Source organism: Paraglaciecola sp. T6c (assembly GCF_000014225.1).
In the GTDB taxonomy this organism is placed as follows: domain Bacteria; phylum Pseudomonadota; class Gammaproteobacteria; order Enterobacterales; family Alteromonadaceae; genus Paraglaciecola; species Paraglaciecola atlantica_A.
The window spans coordinates 2,982,960-3,000,535 of the sequence record NC_008228.1 but is presented as its reverse complement, the minus strand read 5'-3'; the positions used below and the strand labels follow the sequence as shown (position 1 = coordinate 3,000,535).

The following is a 17,576-nucleotide window of genomic DNA, read 5'->3' as shown; positions in this document are numbered from 1 at the left end:
AACGAGCGGCTTAGCCGCTCTTTTTGTATCGGAAATTAAAGAATGACCAAGGTTTATAATTTTTGTGCCGGTCCGGCCATGTTACCCGAAGCTGTGATGCAGCAAGCCCAAAATGAATTCATCAACTGGCAGAACCAAGGTTGTTCGGTGATGGAAATGAGTCATCGTAGTAAAGAGTTTATTGCCCTTGCTGAAACCGCCGAGCAAGACTTGCGAGACTTATTGAGTATCCCTGATAACTACAAAGTGTTGTTTACTCACGGTGGTGGCCGTGGTCAGTTCTCTGCAGTGCCTCTTAACTTGTCACAAGAAGGTGACAGCGCTGACTATATAGTGAGTGGCTCCTGGTCAAAAAGCGCCGTTGATGAAGCGCAAAAATACATTAACGTGAATATCGCCGCTACTACGACTAATGAAGACGGCCTAGTGGTGATGCCTACCCAAGACACTTGGAATCAAAATCCTGATGCCGCTTATATTCACTATTGCCCCAATGAGACGGTAGATGGCGTTGAAATCAACTGGATCCCAGAAACAGGAGACATACCCCTTGTGGCAGATATGTCATCGAATATTTTGTCGCAGCCTATCGACGTGAGTAAATTTGGCGTGATCTACGCCGGAGCCCAAAAAAATATTGGGCCTTCAGGTTTATCCGTTGTAATAGTTCGCGACGACTTGTTGGACAAGGCACGCTCGATTACCCCTGCGATCTTCGATTACACGGTTATCGCTAAACATGATTCTATGTATAACACGCCACCAACGTTTGCTTGGTATTTAGCAGGCTTGGTTTTCAAGTGGTTAAAAGAGCAGGGCGGCGTAGCAGCGATGGCTGAACGCAACAAAGCTAAATCAGATCTACTTTACTCATGTATTGATGACCTAGGTTTTTATAGCAACAATGTTGCCCCTGAATATCGCTCTCGCATGAATGTCACGTTTCATTTGAAAAATGCAGAACTAGATAAGCAGTTTTTAGCTGAAGCTGAAAATGCTGGGCTAAAAGCTTTAAAAGGTCATCGTATTGTTGGTGGTATGCGCGCTAGTATCTACAACGCCATGCCAATCGAAGGTGTGCAAGCCTTGGTTAACTTCATGCAAGAATTTGCTAAGAGGAATGGTTAATATGAGTCGTTCAGCTCCATTGTTACTCAATCCCATTTCGGCGATTTCAGGCACAGTTAACGTGCCTGGCTCTAAAAGTTTGTCTAATCGTGCTTTATTGCTTGCCGCTGTAGCAAATGGTGAAACGCATCTCACTAATTTACTCGACAGTGAGGACATTCGCCACATGCTAAAAGCATTGACTCAACTGGGTGTAAACTACCGCTTATCAGACGATAAGACCGAGTGTTGGGTGCAAGGCTTAGGTCGTGGTTTTAGTGTGGATAATCTAGAGACATTATTTTTAGGCAATGCAGGCACCGCTATGCGTCCTTTATGTGCTGTATTAGCCACCTCCATAGGTGAGTTTGAATTAACGGGGGAACCCCGGATGGAAGAGCGCCCAATTGGCGCCTTAGTTGATTCACTACGCCAAGCCGGTGCTCAGATTACCTATTTGAAAAATGAAGGCTATCCACCATTAAAAATGAAGGGTATGGCGTTAAAAGGCGGCAATATTAGTGTGGAAGGCGCGGTTTCTAGTCAGTTTTTAACCGCGTTACTCATGGCCGCGCCATTATTTGAACATGACAGCGTTATCAATATTGTCGGAGAGTTGGTATCGAAACCTTATATAGACATTACGCTTAATACCATGGCGCAATTTGGTATAACCGTTGAAAACAACAACTACCAAAGCTTCACTGTCAAAGGTAACCAACAGTACCAAGCTGCTGGCGATTTTTTGGTTGAAGGTGATGCCTCATCTGCATCTTACTTTTTAGCCGCGGGTGCCATTAAAGGCGGCACGGTGCGTGTTACCGGCGTAGGAAAGAAGAGTATTCAAGGGGATATTCGTTTCGCCGATGTGCTCGAAAAAATGGGCGCGAAAATCACATGGGGCGATGACTATATTGAAGTCACAGGTGCACCTTTGACTGCGGTCGATATGGACATGAACCACATCCCTGATGCAGCAATGACCATCGCAACGACCGCATTATTTGCCGAAGGCACCACGTCAATTCGTAATATTTATAATTGGCGCGTCAAAGAAACAGACAGATTAGCCGCTATGGCCTGTGAATTACGTAAAGTGGGTGCAGAGGTTATCGAAGGTCAAGATTACATCACTATTACGCCTCCGAACACGTTGATTCAAACTGATATCGATACTTACGATGATCACCGCGTAGCTATGTGTTTTTCACTTGTGGCATTGAGCGATACACCTGTGACGATTAACGATCCTGACTGTACGGCTAAAACTTTCCCTGATTACTTCACTCGCCTAAAGCAAATAAGCGCCTAAATTAGTGACCGCTGTGAACATGAGCTCGTGTTTACAGCGGTCACAAGATTGTAAACTTGCTTACATTGCTTATATAAATTCAACGGGTATAATTGCGCGCGATTTTCATTAGCTCAGGAGAGAGCATGCAATTATTTCCCGTCATCACAGTAGACGGCCCAAGTGGAGCTGGTAAGGGCACCGTGAGTACCTTATTAGCCAATCGTTTAGGTTGGCACTTCCTCGACAGCGGCGCGATCTATCGTGTTTTGGCTATCGCCTCTATCCATCATCAAATTGATCCTAATGACGAAGCAGGCCTATTGCCATTGGCTTCGGGCTTGGATGTTAACTTTGAGCCAGCAGAGCATGGCTGTAAGGTGATTTTAGAAGGCGAAGATGTCAGTGATGACATTCGTACAGAAGAGGTCGGGGCAGTGGCCTCCAAAGTGGCGTCACTACCAAGTATTCGTGAGGCGTTACTGCGTCGCCAGCGAGCATTTAAAGAAGCGCCAGGTCTTGTCGCCGATGGACGTGACATGGGTACCATTGTATTCCCTGAGGCAGATGTAAAGATATTTCTTACGGCGAGCGCCCAAGAGCGTGCTAGCCGTAGATTTAATCAGTTGAAAGAAGCTGGTCATAATGTTAGCATATTGCGCCTTTTGGCTGACATAGAGGCTCGTGACGAGCGCGACTCAAATCGCAGCGTAGCGCCTTTAGTACCAGCAAAAGACGCGCTTATTGTTGATTCTACTGAATTAACAATAACGCAAGTAATTGATAAGATTACTGAATTTGCTAGTTCTAAAATCGAAATCTGATTTAAGAGCTAGCATTATATCACTTGTAAACTGCCCAACATCAGGATGAAGTTGGCAATGAATAACAACCCCACGTTAGCCGGATTGCAGTGTGGATGTCAAAATGAAACAAATAACTTAACTATGACTGAAAATTTTGCTCAACTATTTGAAGAAAGCTTAAAAGAAATCGAAACCCGTCCAGGTGCAATTGTTAAAGGTACTATCGTATCTATCGACAAAGACATCGTACTTGTAGACGCAGGTTTGAAATCTGAAAGCGCGATCCCAGCTGAACAATTCCGTAATGCTGACGGTACACTAGATGTTGAAATCGGAGACCAAGTTGACGTTGCTCTAGACGCAATTGAAGACGGTTTCGGTGAAACAATCTTGTCTCGCGAAAAAGCAAAACGTCACGAAGCCTGGGTTGAGCTAGAAAAAGCTTACGATGACAAAGAAACGATTAAAGGTGTTATCAATGGTAAGGTCAAAGGTGGCTTTACGGTTGAAGTGAATACAGTTCGTGCATTCTTACCTGGTTCATTGGTTGACGTACGCCCAGTACGCGACACGACTCATCTTGAAGGTAAAGAACTGGAATTCAAAGTTATCAAGCTTGATGCTAAGCGTAACAACGTGGTTGTTTCACGTCGTGCGGTTATCGAAGCAGAAAGCAGCGCAGAACGTGATCAACTTCTTGCTAACCTTGAAGAAGGCCATGAAGTTAAAGGTATCGTTAAGAACCTTACTGATTACGGCGCGTTCGTTGATCTTGGTGGTGTTGATGGTCTTCTACACATTACTGATATGGCTTGGAAACGCGTTAAGCACCCAAGTGAGATCGTTAATGTTGGTGATGAAATCAACGTTAAAGTACTTAAGTTCGACAAAGAAAAATCTCGTGTTTCATTAGGTATGAAACAAATGGGCAACGATCCTTGGCAAGAAATTGCAGAGCGTTACCCTGAAGGTTCTAAATTGAGCGGTGCAGTCACTAACCTAACTGACTACGGTTGTTTCGTTGAAATCGAAGACGGCGTTGAAGGTCTAGTTCACGTATCTGAAATGGATTGGACTAACAAAAACATTCACCCATCTAAAGTGGTTAACTTGGGTGACACTGTTGAAGTTATGGTTCTTGAAATTGACGAAGAGCGTCGTCGTATTTCTCTTGGCCTTAAGCAATGTAAACCTAACCCATGGGAAGAGTTTGCTAAGGCACAGAGCAAAGGCGATAAAGTTAGTGGTAAGATCAAGTCTATCACCGACTTCGGTATCTTTATCGGTCTCGACGGCGGCATTGACGGCTTAGTACATTTGTCTGACATTTCTTGGAACAAGACTGGCGAAGACGCTGTTCGTGAATACAAGAAAGGCGACGAAATCTCTGCTGTTGTTCTACAAGTTGACCCAGAGCGTGAGCGTATCTCTCTAGGTGTTAAACAGATTGAAGAAGATCCGTTTAACCAATACCTGACGGATACTAAGAAAGGTACTATCGTTGTTGGTACTGTGACTGAAGTTGACGCCAAAGGCGTAACTGTTAAACTTGCAGAAGAAGTTGAAGGTTACATCCGCGCAACTGATTTAGCTCGCGAACGTGTTGAAGATGCATCTGAAGTAGCATCTGTAGGCGACGAAATCGAAGCTAAGTTCATGGGCGTTGACCGTAAGAACCGCATCGTTAACTTGTCTGTTAAAGCAAAAGACCAAGCAGACGAGAAAGAAGCACTTGACAAAGTTAACCAACAAGAAGAAGTTGGTTTTGCTAACGCATTTGCTGAAGCCTTTAAAGCGGCGAAGAGCGAAGATTAATCAATCAAGGTGCGTATTATACGCATCGATAAATTTTCACAACGTACTTATATATTGAAGGAGAGTTTTAATGACAAAGTCAGAACTTATCGAAAGACTAGCGGATAAAGCCCGTCACGTACCTTCAAGAGACGTTGAGTTGGCTATCAAGGAAATGCTAGAGCAAATGGCGCAAACCTTACAAAAAGGTGAACGCATCGAAATCCGCGGATTTGGAAGTTTCTCTTTGCATTACCGCGCGCCTCGCGTAGGTCGTAACCCTAAAACAGGTGAGACAGTGGAGTTAGACGGTAAACACGTTCCCCACTTCAAACCTGGTAAAGAGTTACGAGAAAGGGTCAACGAAGATTTAATTGCTTGATTTATCTCTAAATCATTAAAACGGCACTCCAATTGGGGTGCCGTTTTTGTTAGAGTGTAGTAAATTATAAGTGACGTTTATAAACGCATTTCGTTATTGGCCGTAGTGGTAGCTGTTTCGAATACTTAATTCAGGAATGAGTAAAGTATGTTTATAAAAAAGAGTTCAGATCCAAATGCCCACTAGGAGGCAAATAAGTATGAAGTTGAAGGGATTACTATCTCTTATTGCTGTATTAGTCTTGCTGTTAATAGGCGGCTTTATTGGTTCTCAAAATACCCATAGTGTCACAGTAAATTATCTTGTAGCGCAGAGCGACATCCGTGTGTCATTACTTATGCTGATTGTGTTCTTATGTGGTGTGCTACTCAGCGTAATTCTATTCTCACTTTATGCTTTACGATTAAAGTGGCGAGTAGCAAGTTTAGAACGCCAACTTAAAAAATCTAATCGTGTAGACTCCCTTTAATTATGCTTGAACTGCTTTTTCTGCTATTACCTGTAGCCGCCGGATATGGCTGGGTGATGGGGCGCAATAGTGTACGTCAAGCACAGCGTAAGCAATCTAGTATTTTATCTAAGCATTACTATAAAGGCTTAAATTTCCTCTTATCTGATGAGCCTGATAAGGCCGTCGATACTCTCATAAAAATGATCAACCTCGACAGTGATACGGTTGAAACCCATATTGCCATGGGCAAATTTTTCAGACACCGAGGCGAGTTAGACAGAGCAATACGCGTTCATCAAAATCTTGTCAGTAAAGAACAAATTTCTCCAGCACAGCGCGAATCTGCCCTCAAAGAATTAGGCAAGGACTATGTGCTTGCAGGCTTTTTGGAGCGTGCTGAGAACGCTTTTCTGCAGCTATTAAATTCAGACAAACATTTTCTAGATGCACAACAGCAGCTTTTCGATATCTATCAAGCCACCAAAGAATGGGGCAGAGGGATTGAGCTGGCTGAGAATATGATGGAAAATCATGGCGATAGTGACGAGCTATGCATTCGCATCTCGCATTTTTATTGCGAGCAAGCGGCTATTTATGTACGTAAAAATGAACTTAATCTAGCCGAGAAAACCTTGCAAAAAGCCATTATGGCTGACCAAAATACCGTTCGCCCATGGCTAATGCTAGGGCAAATAGCGATTAGCCAAGAGCAATATCAGACCGCCATCGAGTACTTACAACAGGTGCCTTTGCGTGATGTATCTTGGTTGAGTGAAGCGGTGCCGTTGATAGAACAAAGCGCTGAAGCACTGGGCGATCTTGAGCAGCTAGAAAAGATCCTTAACGAATATTGGCAGCAATGTGCCACCTCCTATCTAGCCAAAGTGAAATTAATGGCACGGCAGGGTTTAACAAAAGAAGCGGCTGATGTTTTGCTTGATCAACTGCGTAAACATCCCACCATGAAAGGCTTTAAAACGCTTATGGGGTTGTATATTGAACAACAAGCCCCTGATGAGTCCATGAATAGCCTTGTGCTATTAAAAGAGCTTGTTGAAGAGCAGATTAAGCAGCGACCTAAATATCGCTGTCATAGCTGTGGCTTTTCGGGCGGGCAAATACATTGGTTGTGCCCATCCTGTAAAAAATGGGGCCAGGTTAAACCGATTAAAGGCTTAGACGGAGAATAAACGTTAATGCAAGATCCAAAAGTGGTTATCGCACTTGATTTTGATGTAAAGAAAGACGCACTTGATTTTGTAGATAGGATTGACCCATCTCAGTGCCGTCTAAAAGTCGGTAAAGAAATGTTCACGTATTTCGGTCCTGAGTTTGTTCGCACTTTGGTGGCGAAGGAGTTCGATGTATTCCTCGATCTCAAATTCCACGATATTCCAAATACCGTTGCCAAAGCGTGCATAGCCGCCGCAGATTTAGGCGTATGGATGGTGAACGTACATGCTTCTGGTGGCGAAGATATGATGATACGTGCTCGTGAAGGCTTAGCTCAGTTCGGTCAAGACAAGCCTCATCTTATCGCAGTAACAGTGCTTACCAGCATGGATAAGCGTCAGCTGTCACAAATTGGTATTCAATCATCGCCCATGGAGCACGTGTTAACGCTTGCATCCCTAACCAAACAAGCAGGACTTGACGGAGTGGTATGCTCGGCACAAGAAGCTGCAATGTTAAAAGAGACTTTGGGTAAGGAATTTATGTTGGTGACTCCCGGTATTCGCCCCCAGGGAAGTGACGTTGGTGATCAGAAACGTATTATGACACCTCAAGAGGCTATGCAAGTTGGGGTGGATTACATGGTTATTGGCCGGCCTATTACGCAAGCGAAGGATCCAGTCGCTGCGCTTGACGCTATTAATGTATCTATTGCTTGAGCTAATATTTAAAATTTAGACATTTACGTTAAATTTCTAGACGCATTTAAACGCACAAAAAAGGCACTCGAGAGTGCCTTTTTTATTTAATCTACATCCATTGATGTTTAGGCACTCAGTGCCGTTTTAGGATCGGTGTAGGTCAACCCTAAAGATTTTCCGAGTGCATCAACTACCGCTTTGTAAGTAACTTTACCTTCATGCACATTCAAGCCGTTAAGCAAATGCGCATCATCTAACATAGCCTGCTTAGGCCCTTTGTTAGCCAAAGCTAAACCGAAAGGTAGCGTTGCGTTGTTCAGTGCCATAGTGGATGTACGCGCAACACCGCCCGGCATGTTTGCTACGCAATAATGAACAACACCATCTACGATATAAACCGGATCTTGATGTGTCGTCGCTTTTGAGGTTTCAAAACAACCACCTTGATCAATAGCGACATCAACCACTACTGAGCCCTCTTTCATGTTTTTAACATGTTCTGCGGTCAATAGTTTAGGTGCTGCAGCGCCAGGAATGAGTACTGCACCCACCACTAAGTCAGCTTTTGACGAATAATGCTCAATAGCATCAACTGTTGAAAAAACGGTTTTAACACGGCCATCAAAAATATCATCTAACTCACGTAAGCGCGGTAAAGAGCGATCCAAAATGGTAACATCAGCACCAAGGCCCAACGCCATCTTAGCTGAATTGGTGCCTACAACACCGCCACCGATAATTAGCACTTTACCCGGAGCTACCCCTGGCACACCACCCAACAATGTACCACTACCACCTTGTGCTTTTTCAAGATAGTGCGCGCCAGCTTGTACCGCCATACGACCAGCAACTTCACTCATTGGTGCAAGAAGGGGCAGGGCGTTGCGGTTATCAGTTACTGTTTCATAGGCAATGCAGGTTGCGCCAGATTCAATTAGTAGCTCGGTCTGTTTAGGATCGGGGGCAAGGTGCAAATAGGTATACAAGGTTTGGCCTTTGCGCAGCATTTTGCATTCATTTTCTTGCGGCTCTTTAACCTTTACAATCATCTCAGCTTTGGCAAAAACGGTTGCTGCATCAGGCACTATTTCAGCACCGGCAGCAATAAACTCTTCATTGGTAAAGCCAATAGCGGTACCCGCATTATCTTCAATTAGTACTTGATGTCCATGAACAACAAACTCTTTAACTGCAGCAGGCGTAAGACCTACGCGATATTCGTGGTTTTTAATTTCTTTTGGTACACCAATTAGCATAAATTTTCCTTTGAAGGTTGAACCCGAGGGCGATTGAATGCGGTATTGCATAATGAGCGAAGTATAAGTGAAGGTTCGAAGAAAATTATTCTGAAGATTTAATGCTTTAAGTATAAAATAGGGAGAAAGCCATTAAATGCAGTATTATCTATGTTGATAAAAACACCGAAACACCTCGATAGAATCGATCGCAATATTTTAAGTGAGCTGCAAAAGAACGGCCGTTTATCAAATATCGATTTAGCCAATAAGGTCGGTCTAAGTGCAAGTCCTTGTTTAGAAAGAGTTAAACGTCTTGAGAGTCAAGGCTATATTCTAGGCTATCATGCGCGAGTCGACCCACAAAAACTCGGTGCGGCGATGTTAGTCTTCGTGGAAATTACGTTGACCAAAACGTCGCCTGATATCTTTGAGCTATTTTCTACTGCGGTAAAACAGCATGAAGACATCCAAGAGTGTCATTTAGTCTCTGGTGATTTTGATTTTTTACTTAAAGCGCGAGTGGCGGACATGTCGACCTATCGTAAGTTGCTTGGTGACACCCTACTTAGATTACCAGGAGTGAATGAATCTCGAACTTACGTTGTAATGGAAGAAGTCAAAGACACCACCATGGTGAAAATTAATCAACGCTGAACTGTTTAACCGCAGATTGCTCAAATACTGGGCATAAGCACGCCGTTGTCTAGGATTTTGACCAAAGCACTGGTATCTTATACAGCTAATTTTACGCAGTAACCCTAAGTTGAAAGAAAACGCTATGGCAAGACTCACAGGTATCCAACGGATTATGGAAGTAGGCATGATGCTAAGTTGCGCATTTGCTTTTTTCTTACTCCTCGCATTGGCTTCTTTTCATCCAGCCGACCCAAGCTGGAGCCAAGCTGGTTTGCAAGGTGACATTCACAATTGGGTTGGCGCGATTGGCGCTTGGTTAGCTGATATTTTATTTTTTACGTTCGGCTACATTGCTTACATCTTCCCCTTCACAGCGGCATTCGCCGGTTGGTTTATGTTCCAGCAACGTAAGCGTATTTCTGAGTTTGACTATTTAACGATTGGACTGCGAATTTTAGGGCTATTGTTGGCCCTTGTTGGTGCAGCGGGAATAGCCAGCCTTAACTTTAATGATTTATTCTATTTCTCGGCAGGAGGAATGTTAGGTGATGTAATTAGCGCATCGCTTGTTCCTTATCTCAATTTCGCCGGTACGGTTCTTATTTTACTTAGCTTGTTTTGCACTGGCTTTACGTTTTTAACTGGAATTTCATGGTTAACCGTTGTCGATAAAACCGGTGCGTTGGCCGTCGCGTTTGCAACAGGTGCTTGGTCTCTGCCACAGAAAATCCAAGAAGCTCCCATGCTACGACTCGGTTTTAATCGCGATAGTAAGGACGAGCAAGCAAGCACTGATGACAAGCTGAATACTTCAGTTCCTCCGCCTTATACACCCGATCACCAGCGTGTAGAGCCAAGTGTGACGCCTTTTAGTCATGACGAGCCTGAACCGAGTTTTAGTATTCCCGATGAGGTGTTGTTCGAGCCCGAACCGAAAAAAGAGGAATCGAGCCCAATTTCAATCAGCGAGTTGCGCGACAAGATAGGCTTTGGCCGTAAAAAGAAATCGCAAGACGATATTGATGAAATGCAGGATGAGCCAGAAGCACCTGCTGAGCAGCCCAAGGATAAGGCGCATAATGGCGTTTATGTTTCTGATGACGTTAAAGCCAATCTTGAGGCGCAAGCGGCAGCTAAAGCGATTGCCGACAGTAAACCTCCTGAGCCAATGCCGTCATTTGATTTACTGCAACGAGCAGACAAAATTAAAAATCCGATTACCCCTGAAGAGCTTGAAATGGTCTCTCGCTTACTTGAGGAAAAACTAAAAGACTTTAACATCGATGCACAAGTGGTAGGTGTGTATCCTGGGCCTGTTATCACCCGTTTTGAGATGGACTTAGCGCCAGGTGTCAAAGTCAGTAAGATTACCGGTCTTTCAAAAGATTTGGCCCGTGCGATGTCTGCTATTTCGGTGCGCGTGGTGGAAGTCATTCCAGGTAAATCGGTAATAGGTTTAGAGTTGCCCAATAAAAAGCGCGACATGGTGCGCTTGAGCGAAGTGATTAGCTGTGACGCTTTTCAAAAAGCCGAGTCCGATTTAACCATGGTGTTAGGAGCAGATATATCAGGCCAACCTGTGATTGTTGATTTAGCCAAAATGCCACATTTATTAGTGGCAGGTACCACTGGCTCAGGTAAGTCTGTTGGGGTTAACGTCATGATTTTGAGCCTGTTGTATAAATCAACGCCAGAAGACGTGCGTATGATCATGATTGACCCGAAAATGCTTGAATTGTCTGTTTATGAAGGCATACCGCATTTGCTCGCTGAAGTGGTAACCGACATGAAGGAAGCGGCCAACGCACTGCGCTGGTGTGTCGGGGAAATGGAGCGTCGCTACCGTTTAATGTCAGCCCTGGGTGTACGTAATCTCAAAGGCTTCAACCAGAAAGTCAAAGATGCGATTGAAGCAGGCCAACCGATAAAAGATCCCTTGTGGAAATCAGAAGAGAGCATGTTAACGGAAGCGCCTGATTTGGAAAAACTGCCGGCTATCGTGGTCGTGGTCGACGAATTTGCTGACATGATGATGATCGTTGGCAAAAAAGTCGAAGAGCTTATTGCCCGTATAGCCCAAAAAGCCAGAGCGGCTGGTATTCATTTGGTACTCGCCACACAGCGTCCGTCAGTTGACGTTATCACTGGTTTGATAAAAGCTAATATTCCTACCCGTATTGCGTTTCAGGTGTCATCAAAAATAGATTCACGAACTATTTTAGACCAACAAGGCGCTGAAACCTTATTGGGAATGGGCGACATGCTTTACTTGCCACCAGGTACTGGCGTGCCGACACGGGTCCACGGCGCGTTTGTTGATGACCCGGAAGTACATGCTGTAGTAGCCGATTGGAAAAGCCGCGGTGCACCGCAATACATTGATGAGATTCTCAACGGTGACACCACAGCTGAGGTATTACTGCCCGGTGAGCAACCAGAAGGCGGCGATCAAGAGTTTGATGTGTTTTACGATGAAGCCGTGTCTTTCGTCACTGAGTCACGCCGCGCGTCAGTATCAAGTGTGCAGCGTAAATTTAGAATTGGTTACAATCGTGCAGCACGCTTGGTCGAACAAATGGAACAAAGTGGTGTCGTAACGCCACCAGGGCACAATGGTAATAGAGAAGTGTTGGCACCTCCACCACCAAGAGATTAATTTATGATAGGTATTCAGCAAAATATGAACAGTGTTAAATATATCGGTTACGTGGCGAAGTTATCAGGGACTTTATTGCTAATGTTAGGGGCTATTTTTAGCGTAAATGCCCAGCAAACCGATGAAGATAAACTGAAAGCGCGATTGCAAACCCTACATAACTTTAGCGCCTCGTTTACCCAAAAAGTGACTGACGCGAATCACGAAGTACTGCAAGAAGCAACTGGGGTGATAAAGCTAAAACAACCCAACAAACTATATTGGGAGCTCAACCCGCCCAATGAAAATATTCTCATTGCCGATGGCAGTACTCTATGGAATGTGGACCCTTTTGTGGAGCAAGTTACTGCCATCAGTCAAGACCAAGCAGTGGCCAATAATCCCCTTATTTTGCTCACTCAGCCGAACAGTGACGCTTGGGAGAATTTCAGTGTTTCTCATACCAATGATACTTTTCGTATTGATGCGAAAAAACCTGATTCTGCAGTACACTCACTCGTGTTGGTGTTTGATGGGGCACAGTTAACGTCGATGAGCATGCAAGACAGCCAGCAGCAAATTAGCGACTTGTATTTCAATGATATTCAGCAAAATAAAACGGTCAGTGATGAGGTCTTTACCTTTAGTCTGCCTGAAGGCTACGACTTGGACGACCAACGTAACTGATGAATCAAGGATTCGATTTTAGCCATCAAGACGACCCAAGCTTCGCACCACTAGCTGCACGCATGCGCCCGCAGAATATTGCCGAATATTTCGGCCAGCAACACATTGTTGGTGTAGGCAAACCCCTGCGCAGCGCCATTGAGCGTGGCCACTGCCATTCGATGATCCTCTGGGGGCCGCCTGGTACAGGTAAAACCACATTAGCTGAAATTATTGCTATGCATTGCGATGCGCATATCGAGCGGATCTCCGCAGTTACTTCCGGCGTAAAAGATATTCGCAGTGCTATTGAACAAGCAAAACAAAATGCGCTTAACCAGGCCAAGCGCACCATTTTATTTGTTGACGAAGTACACAGGTTTAACAAGAGTCAGCAAGATGCGTTTTTGCCTTTTATTGAAGACGGCACGATTACGTTTATTGGCGCCACCACAGAAAACCCATCTTTCGAATTAAACGGTGCTTTATTATCTCGTGCTCGGGTGTATGTGCTTAAATCACTGACTGAGAATGACCTGACAGATATTGCTAAGCGCGCGTTAACTGACGAGCCCCGTGGGTTGGGGCAGTTAGCTCTGCAAATAGAAGACAAGGGTATTGCGCTTTTAACCGAGCTTGCAGGCGGTGACGCAAGGCGTCTATTGAATTATATTGAGTTGGCTGCTGACTTCTCCACTGAAGGAAAAATCACGCTTGAAGCCATTAAAGAAGCGGTAGGCGAAAAGGTCGCTCAGTATGACAAAGGCGGGGACCAGTTTTACGATTTAATCTCTGCCTTTCACAAATCTGTGCGTGGCTCATCTCCTGATGGTGCTTTGTATTGGTATGCGCGTATGTTAAATGCTGGGTGTGATCCGCTTTATGTGGCACGGCGTTTATTGGCCATTGCTACTGAAGATATCGGTAATGCCGATCCCCGAGCGATGGAAGTCTGCCTCAATGCGTGGGACATTTTCCAACGCATTGGCCCTGCAGAAGGCGAACGAGCCATAGCGCAGGCTACCTTGTATTGTGCAAGTGCTGCCAAGAGTAATGCGGTTTATACGGCGTTCAAGCAAGCGATGCGGGATGCTAAATCATTGCCGGATTACGAAGTGCCTAGCCACTTACGTAATGCTCCCACTAAGTTAATGAAAGAAATGGGGTTCGGTGATGGCTATCGCTATGCCCATGATGAGCCAAATGCCTTTGCTGCGGGGGAAAGCTATTTACCACCCGAAATGCAAGATACACAATACTATGTGCCTAATGAGAGAGGGCTGGAGATAAAGCTCAAGGCGAAATTAGATTTTCTGACTGATTTAAATAACAAGAGCGCTCATAAAAGGTACAAGTAAATGCAGCATAGTTTTGCTATATACACATATATTGCGCTAGGGGGCGCAACAGGTGCCTGTTTACGCTTTTTTCTTTCCAGTTTGATGTTGCAATGGTTTGGCAAAGGATTTCCTTTTGGTACACTTCTGGTCAATATTGTAGGGTCGTTCAGTTTAGGACTGCTTTATACGCTCATTGAACAGGGGCATCTTGAAATCGTCGTTTGGCGCACAGCCATTGGTATCGGTTTTTTAGGCGCTCTTACTACGTTCTCAACGTTTTCAGTAGATAGCCTCATGCTGTTGCAACAAGGTATGTGGCTGAAAGGGGCGCTCAATATATTTATTAATGTCACCTGCTGTTTATTTGCAGCATGGTTGGGTACACAACTAGTTAAAGGTTAAGTCAAACAAGATGTTAGATGCTAAGTATTTACGTAACGATATAAACATTGCGGCGCAAAAACTCGAAAAACGAGGTTACACCCTTGATGTTGCTCAGTTCACAGCACTAGAGGAAAAGCGCAAATCTTTACAGATGCGCACTCAAGAACTACAAAATGAACGCAATGTACGCTCCAAGTCTATCGGTAAAGCGAAAGCATCAGGTCAAGATATTGAGCCTTTGCTTGCACAAGTCGGCCAACTTGGTGATGAGCTTAATGCGGCCAAAGCCGAACTGACAGGCTTGCTAGATGAAATTCAGACGCTGACTTTGAATATTCCTAACTTGCCTGACGACAGTGTGCCTGAAGGCAAAGATGAAGACGAGAATGTAGAAGTGTCTCGTTGGGGCACGCCTCGGGAGTTTGATTTTGAAGTCAAAGATCACGTTGATTTAGGTGCTGGTGTCGCCAACGGTTTAGATTTTGAAACCGCCACTAAGTTAACCGGCTCTCGTTTTGTGGTGATGCGTGGCCAAATAGCGCGTTTAAACCGAGCCATTGCTCAGTTCATGCTTGATTTACACACAGAGCAGCATGGTTATCAAGAAATGTACGTGCCGTATTTAGTGAACGAAGAAAGCATGTTAGGTACAGGTCAATTTCCTAAGTTTGTAGGGGATGCTTTTCACACCAAACCCGCAACCGAAGAAGGTCAAGGCTTGTCCTTGATACCCACGTCAGAAGTGCCGTTAACCAATATTGCACGTGACTGTATTTTTGCAGCCAATGAATTACCGATTAAAATGACGGCGCATACTCCTTGCTTTAGAAGTGAAGCGGGGTCATATGGTCGTGATACTCGTGGTCTTATTCGTCAGCATCAATTCGATAAAGTGGAGATGGTGCAATTGGTCGAAGCGGACAAATCATTCGAAGCTCTAGACGAATTAACTGGCAACGCTGAAAAAGTACTTCAGTTGCTTGAATTGCCCTACCGTAAGATGTTGTTGTGTACCGGCGATATGGGCTTTGGTGCATGCAAAACATTTGATTTAGAAGTGTGGTTACCCGCACAAGATACCTATCGTGAAATTTCGTCTTGCTCAAACATGCTTGATTTCCAAGCGCGTCGTATGCAAGCACGTTACCGCGACCCGCAAACGAATAAAACCGAGTTGCTACATACGCTAAATGGTTCAGGGTTGGCAGTAGGACGCACGCTAGTGGCCATTTTGGAAAACTACCAGCAAGCCGATGGCAGCATTACCATTCCTGAAGTGCTTCAGCCTTATATGAATGGTGTAACTGTGATTGGTGCCGTTAAATAGCGTGATAGCGCTTTGGCGTTACTGATACAAAAAAGCGCGGCCACTTTGTAGATAAGTGGCCGCGCTTTTTTATGATTTTATATGCTTTAAACTACAAACATTTCGCGGGTTTGGGCAGGCCGGCTATTTTTGTGGCTTGTTTAGCAGGACCTTTTTTAAATAACCTAAATAAATAACGGCTGTTGGCTTTTTCTTCACCAAATTTTACCTTCATGGCTTTGACTAAGGCACGCATAGCTGGGCTGGTGTTGTACTCTAAATAAAAATCGCGTACGAAGTTGACTACTTCCCAATGGGCATCGGTTAACTCGATGCTCTCTTCTTCGGCTAAAAGGGGTGCTAAATCTGGTTGCCAGTCGTCCACATTTAATAAATAGCCTTGTTTGTCTATTGGGATCTGTTGCTCTTTGTATTCTATATAACCGCTCACGTGCACTGAAACCTCTTAATATCTATAATCTCGGGCGACTTACTTCACCTCTGGTTAAAGATGGTGTAAATCAACATTATTATTTACCAACTGATCGTCGTTTTGTAGCCAAGCGTTAGTGCGACAAAACCTTCCATGCTGATAGATTTTATTAATTTAGAGTTTGTACCTGTAGATTTTAGATGATTTGCTCTGGCGACCACATCATCTTCTAGGACAAAGCAGGTAATGCCTAATGATAGGCTCAGTTCTCTTAATTGATGACTGACATCCACATGGTTCAATGCGTATGCGCCATCTTGTATCAACATGATCCCGTCACCGTTATTGCAACGTTTAAAAACACTTTCAAATACAGTGCTGCTAAAAGGACTGGTGCTAACAATATGCAGTGTCATTTAAAATCTCATCAATTGGTCAAGCTGAGCTAGCTGCTGATTTAGCTCTTCTGGGGGCAGGGCGGTGACTTCTATGCACAAGTCTGACACCTCTAGTTTCCTTTCGCTGAGACTTTGCTGACAAACATAAATGTCGTCAATATCGTAGAATGTGAGAGCGGGAAACGTCTTGCTGTAATGCCTACCTTGTTCAGGAGATGGTTGTTGGGATTTGAGCAATTGAAATACGCCATCATCTACAAAAAATAGCGTCACTTCTTGTCCAAAATTGGCCGAGGCCAACGCTAAGTCCAAGCTTTCCTGTCCGTTAGACAGACCATAAGGTGCGGTACTATTAATGATACCTAAGGTTTTCATAATCAAAACTGTATCACCTTATCACTGACTTGGCATAGCTCAACTAAATCACCCAAACCTACTTCGATAAAAGGCTCGGTTAGGTTAAACCCGTGCTGGTCGTTATCTTTGGCATCTTGCGCGTTAATGACGCCTCGGCGGTTAGCCGCGGTGACGCATACATTTAACGGTATGCGATGTTGTGTACCTAACTCTATCCACGCTTGATGCACGTTAAATTCATCACTATGACCCGCCTGATAGCCATTGGCATTCTGTACGCCCGCTTGATAAAAGAAAACGCCTTTTATTTCGTGTCCTAGAGCCAGCACACTGCACGCAAAGCGATAAGCAGTAAATGCATGTTGTTGCTCAAACGGAGCGTGGGTAACCAATAAACAAAAGCTTGCCATAATTGAAAATCACCTGAGTTTAGTACAAATAAAAACACCCCGACTAAGCGGGGTGTTTTTGCAACACA

The 17,576-nt window shown here is 44.4% G+C and carries 19 protein-coding genes; 14 read left to right on the top strand and 5 right to left on the bottom strand.

The window, feature by feature from the left end:
• Window positions 1-42: 42 nt before the first annotated feature.
• The 8 genes from serC (at window position 43) to pyrF (ending at window position 7,723) form a co-directional block, all read left to right on the top strand.
• Window positions 43-1,128: a 3-phosphoserine/phosphohydroxythreonine transaminase gene (gene serC / locus PATL_RS12630; protein ID WP_011575256.1), complete on the top strand. Its 1,086-nt coding sequence runs from the start codon at window positions 43-45 to the stop codon at window positions 1,126-1,128.
• A 1-nt stretch (window position 1,129) separates the two neighbouring features.
• Window positions 1,130-2,419 carry a 3-phosphoshikimate 1-carboxyvinyltransferase gene (gene aroA, locus PATL_RS12625; protein ID WP_011575255.1) on the top strand — a complete coding sequence of 430 codons (1,290 nt, stop codon included), beginning with the start codon at window positions 1,130-1,132 and terminating at the stop codon, window positions 2,417-2,419.
• Between the two features lie 125 nt (window positions 2,420-2,544).
• Window positions 2,545-3,222: a (d)CMP kinase gene (cmk, locus tag PATL_RS12620; protein WP_011575254.1), complete on the top strand. Its 678-nt coding sequence runs from the start codon at window positions 2,545-2,547 to the stop codon at window positions 3,220-3,222.
• Between the two features lie 57 nt (window positions 3,223-3,279).
• Window positions 3,280-5,019: a 30S ribosomal protein S1 gene (gene rpsA / locus PATL_RS12615; protein ID WP_081429937.1), complete on the top strand. Its 1,740-nt coding sequence runs from the start codon at window positions 3,280-3,282 to the stop codon at window positions 5,017-5,019.
• 70 nt (window positions 5,020-5,089) lie between these two features.
• Complete coding sequence (ihfB, locus tag PATL_RS12610; RefSeq protein ID WP_006991151.1) at window positions 5,090-5,380, top strand: integration host factor subunit beta; 291 nt, start codon at window positions 5,090-5,092, stop codon at window positions 5,378-5,380.
• A 199-nt stretch (window positions 5,381-5,579) separates the two neighbouring features.
• Window positions 5,580-5,849, top strand: a complete 270-nt coding sequence (locus PATL_RS12605) for a LapA family protein (RefSeq protein WP_041713814.1) — start codon at window positions 5,580-5,582, stop codon at window positions 5,847-5,849.
• A 2-nt stretch (window positions 5,850-5,851) separates the two neighbouring features.
• Complete coding sequence (lapB, locus tag PATL_RS12600; RefSeq protein WP_011575252.1) at window positions 5,852-7,021, top strand: lipopolysaccharide assembly protein LapB; 1,170 nt, start codon at window positions 5,852-5,854, stop codon at window positions 7,019-7,021.
• Between the two features lie 6 nt (window positions 7,022-7,027).
• Window positions 7,028-7,723, top strand: a complete 696-nt coding sequence (gene pyrF, locus PATL_RS12595; RefSeq protein ID WP_011575251.1) for an orotidine-5'-phosphate decarboxylase — start codon at window positions 7,028-7,030, stop codon at window positions 7,721-7,723.
• 107 nt (window positions 7,724-7,830) lie between these two features.
• Here the strand turns inward: pyrF and ald are convergent, their stop codons facing one another.
• Window positions 7,831-8,961, bottom strand: a complete 1,131-nt coding sequence (gene ald, locus PATL_RS12590; RefSeq protein WP_011575250.1) for an alanine dehydrogenase — start codon at window positions 8,959-8,961, stop codon at window positions 7,831-7,833.
• 150 nt (window positions 8,962-9,111) lie between these two features.
• On the opposite strand from ald, the gene lrp reads away from it, so the two are divergent.
• From lrp to serS, 6 genes are all read left to right on the top strand, one after another.
• Window positions 9,112-9,597 carry a leucine-responsive transcriptional regulator Lrp gene (lrp, locus tag PATL_RS12585; RefSeq protein ID WP_011575249.1) on the top strand — a complete coding sequence of 162 codons (486 nt, stop codon included), beginning with the start codon at window positions 9,112-9,114 and terminating at the stop codon, window positions 9,595-9,597.
• Window positions 9,598-9,721: 124 nt separating this feature from the next.
• On the top strand, window positions 9,722-12,235 hold the full coding sequence (locus tag PATL_RS12580) for a DNA translocase FtsK (RefSeq protein WP_011575248.1): 2,514 nt from the start codon (window positions 9,722-9,724) through the stop codon (window positions 12,233-12,235).
• Between the two features lie 3 nt (window positions 12,236-12,238).
• Complete coding sequence (gene lolA, locus PATL_RS12575) at window positions 12,239-12,901, top strand: outer membrane lipoprotein chaperone LolA (protein WP_041713789.1); 663 nt, start codon at window positions 12,239-12,241, stop codon at window positions 12,899-12,901.
• Window positions 12,901-14,238, top strand: a complete 1,338-nt coding sequence (locus PATL_RS12570) for a replication-associated recombination protein A (protein WP_011575246.1) — start codon at window positions 12,901-12,903, stop codon at window positions 14,236-14,238. The genes lolA and PATL_RS12570 overlap by 1 nt, the downstream gene beginning before the upstream one ends.
• A complete protein-coding gene (gene crcB, locus PATL_RS12565) occupies window positions 14,239-14,622 on the top strand; it encodes a fluoride efflux transporter CrcB (protein ID WP_011575245.1) in 384 nt (127 codons plus the stop codon).
• A 10-nt stretch (window positions 14,623-14,632) separates the two neighbouring features.
• Window positions 14,633-15,931 (top strand): serine--tRNA ligase, encoded by a 1,299-nt coding sequence (gene serS, locus PATL_RS12560; protein WP_011575244.1) that lies wholly within the window; start codon window positions 14,633-14,635, stop codon window positions 15,929-15,931.
• Between the two features lie 91 nt (window positions 15,932-16,022).
• On the opposite strand, the gene PATL_RS12555 is transcribed toward serS, so the two are convergent.
• The 4 genes from PATL_RS12555 to tusD form a co-directional block, all read right to left on the bottom strand.
• Entirely contained in the window at window positions 16,023-16,361 is a 339-nt protein-coding gene (locus tag PATL_RS12555; RefSeq protein WP_081429979.1) for a TusE/DsrC/DsvC family sulfur relay protein, read from the bottom strand.
• An 83-nt stretch (window positions 16,362-16,444) separates the two neighbouring features.
• Complete coding sequence (gene tusB / locus PATL_RS12550; protein WP_011575242.1) at window positions 16,445-16,759, bottom strand: sulfurtransferase complex subunit TusB; 315 nt, start codon at window positions 16,757-16,759, stop codon at window positions 16,445-16,447.
• Window positions 16,760-17,122, bottom strand: a complete 363-nt coding sequence (gene tusC / locus PATL_RS12545) for a sulfurtransferase complex subunit TusC (RefSeq protein WP_049765888.1) — start codon at window positions 17,120-17,122, stop codon at window positions 16,760-16,762.
• Window positions 17,119-17,508: a sulfurtransferase complex subunit TusD gene (tusD, locus tag PATL_RS12540; RefSeq protein ID WP_011575240.1), complete on the bottom strand. Its 390-nt coding sequence runs from the start codon at window positions 17,506-17,508 to the stop codon at window positions 17,119-17,121. The genes tusC and tusD overlap by 4 nt, the downstream gene beginning before the upstream one ends.
• Window positions 17,509-17,576 lie beyond the last annotated feature (68 nt).

Excerpts from the sequence above, each read along its gene's own strand:
- serC (WP_011575256.1), top strand. The coding sequence starts at position 43 with ATGACCAAGGTTTATAATTTTTGTGCCGGTCCGGCCATGTTACCCGAA.
- aroA (WP_011575255.1), top strand. The coding sequence starts at position 1,130 with ATGAGTCGTTCAGCTCCATTGTTACTCAATCCCATTTCGGCGATTTCA.
- cmk (WP_011575254.1), top strand. The coding sequence starts at position 2,545 with ATGCAATTATTTCCCGTCATCACAGTAGACGGCCCAAGTGGAGCTGGT.
- rpsA (WP_081429937.1), top strand. The coding sequence starts at position 3,280 with ATGAATAACAACCCCACGTTAGCCGGATTGCAGTGTGGATGTCAAAAT.
- ihfB (WP_006991151.1), top strand. The coding sequence starts at position 5,090 with ATGACAAAGTCAGAACTTATCGAAAGACTAGCGGATAAAGCCCGTCAC.
- PATL_RS12605 (WP_041713814.1), top strand. The coding sequence starts at position 5,580 with ATGAAGTTGAAGGGATTACTATCTCTTATTGCTGTATTAGTCTTGCTG.
- lapB (WP_011575252.1), top strand. The coding sequence starts at position 5,852 with ATGCTTGAACTGCTTTTTCTGCTATTACCTGTAGCCGCCGGATATGGC.
- pyrF (WP_011575251.1), top strand. The coding sequence starts at position 7,028 with ATGCAAGATCCAAAAGTGGTTATCGCACTTGATTTTGATGTAAAGAAA.
- ald (WP_011575250.1), bottom strand. The coding sequence starts at position 8,961 with ATGCTAATTGGTGTACCAAAAGAAATTAAAAACCACGAATATCGCGTA.
- lrp (WP_011575249.1), top strand. The coding sequence starts at position 9,112 with ATGTTGATAAAAACACCGAAACACCTCGATAGAATCGATCGCAATATT.
- PATL_RS12580 (WP_011575248.1), top strand. The coding sequence starts at position 9,722 with ATGGCAAGACTCACAGGTATCCAACGGATTATGGAAGTAGGCATGATG.
- lolA (WP_041713789.1), top strand. The coding sequence starts at position 12,239 with ATGATAGGTATTCAGCAAAATATGAACAGTGTTAAATATATCGGTTAC.
- PATL_RS12570 (WP_011575246.1), top strand. The coding sequence starts at position 12,901 with ATGAATCAAGGATTCGATTTTAGCCATCAAGACGACCCAAGCTTCGCA.
- crcB (WP_011575245.1), top strand. The coding sequence starts at position 14,239 with ATGCAGCATAGTTTTGCTATATACACATATATTGCGCTAGGGGGCGCA.
- serS (WP_011575244.1), top strand. The coding sequence starts at position 14,633 with ATGTTAGATGCTAAGTATTTACGTAACGATATAAACATTGCGGCGCAA.
- tusB (WP_011575242.1), bottom strand. The coding sequence starts at position 16,759 with ATGACACTGCATATTGTTAGCACCAGTCCTTTTAGCAGCACTGTATTT.
- tusD (WP_011575240.1), bottom strand. The coding sequence starts at position 17,508 with ATGGCAAGCTTTTGTTTATTGGTTACCCACGCTCCGTTTGAGCAACAA.